This window comes from Mycobacterium nebraskense (assembly GCF_002102255.1).
Lineage (GTDB): Bacteria > Actinomycetota > Actinomycetes > Mycobacteriales > Mycobacteriaceae > Mycobacterium > Mycobacterium nebraskense.
Genome location: NZ_LQPH01000167.1, coordinates 1 through 3279, shown reverse-complemented (window position 1 = coordinate 3279; position 3279 = coordinate 1). Strand labels below are relative to the sequence as shown.

At 62.2% G+C, this 3279-nt stretch carries 2 protein-coding genes; both read left to right on the top strand.

Going from position 1 to position 3279, the window contains the following annotated elements; all coding sequences use genetic code 11:
* The first annotated feature begins 914 nt into the window (after positions 1–914).
* Positions 915–1214 (top strand): anti-sigma factor antagonist, encoded by a 300-nt coding sequence (locus AWC17_RS25850; protein ID WP_231614276.1) that lies wholly within the window; start codon positions 915–917, stop codon positions 1212–1214.
* A 59-nt stretch (positions 1215–1273) separates the two neighbouring features.
* Positions 1274–2221, top strand: a complete 948-nt coding sequence (locus AWC17_RS25845) for an esterase family protein (RefSeq protein ID WP_047324133.1) — start codon at positions 1274–1276, stop codon at positions 2219–2221.
* The last annotated feature ends 1058 nt before the right edge of the window (positions 2222–3279 follow it).

Genomic DNA, 3279 nt, shown 5'->3' with positions numbered 1-3279 from the left:
CCACCGCATAGGATCATCAACGCAAGCGAGCGGAACCTATGTCAGACCACTTTTACACCGCTCCTGGGACGCCACCGCTCTCGTCGGCAGGCTCTTTTCCGGATGTTGGCGTCAGCGAAACGCTGAGGTCTTCGCTGTAGGCGTCGAGTGTGATCGCGTGTTAGTCGGATAAGACCCCAGGGGGTAAGGAGTAGGTCAGTCGCGGCCGAAATGCGTGTTTGAAGTGGGGATGGCGGGCATTTCCTAGGACCGTCAATTGTGGACGAACGGTGAAGGTGGCGAGACGATGAATCCGATCACGCGCGTCAAAGCTGCTGCAATTCTGGCCGCATCGGTGCTGTTGCCTCTGAACCCCGGGCGGTCCACCCGTGCTGCGAGTAAACACCACCTCGACATCAGCACACCCCGCTGCCGCGGCCGGGCCACCAATGATCACACCCGCCGGCACTGCAGCACGACAAACGTTGCGACACAACACTACCGGGCTATCCGACCTGCATTCACGCGGCCAAAACCCCTTAAGCAATCACCTAAACACCGAAGTCACCCAAACGCGCGCCCGCGGTGGTGCCACCATCTCCAAAGGCCCGCGCCCTCGGCTCACTTGCCGTGTCGCCTCCACGGCTATCTGGGGAACATTTTCTGTTCCGAATTAGTGCCGTCGCCATGATGACACGACGGCACTAGTTCTGCTCTAATGGTCAGATCAGGTCTGTCTTCAGACTGCAGGGCGGCCCGTCATTCATCACGGCGCTGGGGGGCACCGCGCGAGGAAAAGAGCGCGCTATGAGCCCTGTCTTTCACATGTCGCATCCGTCAGTCGCGCAGGACGCCGAGCCGCATCGGAGGCTGGCGCATGAGCGCGCGCCACTACGGATCACCAGCGAGCGCAACGGCTCGGCGGTCATCATTCAGTGGGCGGCGAGGTCGACGCCGGCACCGAGGACATCTGGGACAATCTGATGAACAAGATCGGTCCGACCGCCATCGCGCCGGGACCGTTCGTGGTCGACGTTTGCAACCTGCGTTTCCTATCGTGTGGCGCACTTTCCTTGCTAGGCCAACAGGCACGACGTTGTCGACGCCGCGGGATCACCACCTGTCTGGTCAGCAACCAGCCGATCGTGGCGCGAATCGTGGCGGCCGGCGGTCTGCGTCCGCTGCTATCGAACTATCCGACCGTTGAATCGGCACTATCGGCTGCGGCCGCTTGAGCCATCTGACCGGTGCGAAAGGCTGACGGGCCAAACGCCCGCCCGACGAAAGGGTAACCATGGGTACCGACCTACAGCGTGGATGGCGACCAACGAGCGTGGCGACCGCAGCTGCTGTGCTGGCGGCAGTGATCGGGTCCATCGGCACTGCGCTGCCGGCTCGGGCGGCTGGACCCGAATTCCTGCAGGTGCCCTCGCCATCGATGGGCCACAACATCACCGTGGAATTTCAAAGCGGTGGAGCGCCGGCGGTGTATTTGCTCGACGGTTTGCGTGCCCGTGACGACCGCAGCGGCTGGGACATCGAAACCAACGCATTCAACGACTACGCCGGTTCGGGCATATCGGTGGTCGCGCCGGTCGGCGGGCGCTCGAGCTTCTACGCCGATTGGTACGGCTCGGCAAATGGCCAAACCTACAAGTGGGAAACGTTTTTGACCAGCGAGCTGCCTGCATACCTTTCAAGCAGAGGTGTTCGGTCCAGCCGCAATGCCGTGGTGGGGGTATCTATGTCGGGCTCCTCGGCGCTGATCTTGGCGGCCTATCACCCAGGGCAGTTCGCCTACGCCGGCGCGCTGTCGGCCTTGCTGAATCCCTCCCAGGGCAGCGGTCCGACCTACATCGGTTTCGCTATGAACGACGAGGGCGGCTTCAACCCCCAGGACATGTGGGGGCCGACCGGTGGCCCCGGCTGGCAGCGCAACGACCCCACCGTGCAGGCCGGGCGCCTGGCCGGCAACAACACCCGATCGTGGATCTACAGCGGCAACGGGACACCGTCGGAATCCATCGGCCAGGGAAGCCTGCCCGGCCAGGTGATCGAAGAGGTTATTTTGCAAAGCAACATCGCTTTCCAGAACGCCTACACCGGGGCCGGCGGTCATAACGCCACGTTCAACATCGACCACAACGGCGTACACAGCTGGGGTTACTGGGGTGCGCAGTTGTCGGCGATGAAACCCGACATGCAAGCCACCCTCGGCGCCCGTGCAGGATCAGCGACGTGATACCTCCACCAGCTCACGCCGGATACATCCAGGATGAAATATCCTGACGCACCCCATTATTGGGGTTCGCTCGAACCGTTACGGTCACGCATCGGCTGCATTTTCGCCTCGACGCTACGTGGCAGATGCACGTTCTGCCGCGTCGCGGCAAGAAAGCCATGACCAAGCTGATCGAATCGGTCCGCCGCGAGGTGCCCGCCGGTACCGGAAGAGGGCTAGATCACGTTAGTTCAGGTGAAAACAGTGATATTAACCGGTAACCGCGCATATTCATTTCCATCGTATTGCTAACCTTGACCGTCGTTAGTGGCCGCAGAATTAAATGATCGGGGCGGGAGTCGCTTTGCTCGGCGGCGCCACGCAGGTCGAGTTGCATCCATCGACGTCGTGCCAGCGGCTGCGTTTCTAGGCCGACATGCCGGTATAGGCCCATTGCGCAGGTCAGCCACCCGAGGCCAGCGCCTTGAGTTTGCGGCATGACTCGCGGATGTGTTTTGCAAGGTCGCGGCCATCGGTGCTGTCGATCCAGCCTTCCTTCGACGGCGACCTCGAAAACCGCGACTCCTGCCATTGCAGTCAGATTCGCGGTTAGGCCGCCCACGCCGCGTTAGCACAACGCATCGGCTATCCCTGCGGCGAGGCCGGAATACTTGCTTAGTCCCGCTCCTGAAGCCCCGTGTTGGCAGTAATAACAGCCTGGCATTGGCGCGCCGCCGACTGGGTGATGGGCTCAAAGTACGAGAGTCTGGCTTCGAGGCCGACAGGGCAGCGACGGCATCAATCGGCGATGCCGAGTCGGGAGCGTCTGCGACGGCGCGCACAATGTCGATGCCCACAACTGGCGGTGGAAGTGCACCACGACCCCTATGACTTGTCGAGGGTCTGGGTACGTAATCGCCACGACGACGCCTGGCTGGCAGCGACGTGGACGCACCTGCGGATCTCGCCCGTGCCGTGCGGCGTGGCGCTGTGGCGCCACACGTTTCTCCTATGTCAAGCCGCTGCCGGGTGGCAAGGCTGTTGACGGTTTTGTTCGTCGGTTCGCAGGTGATGAAAGA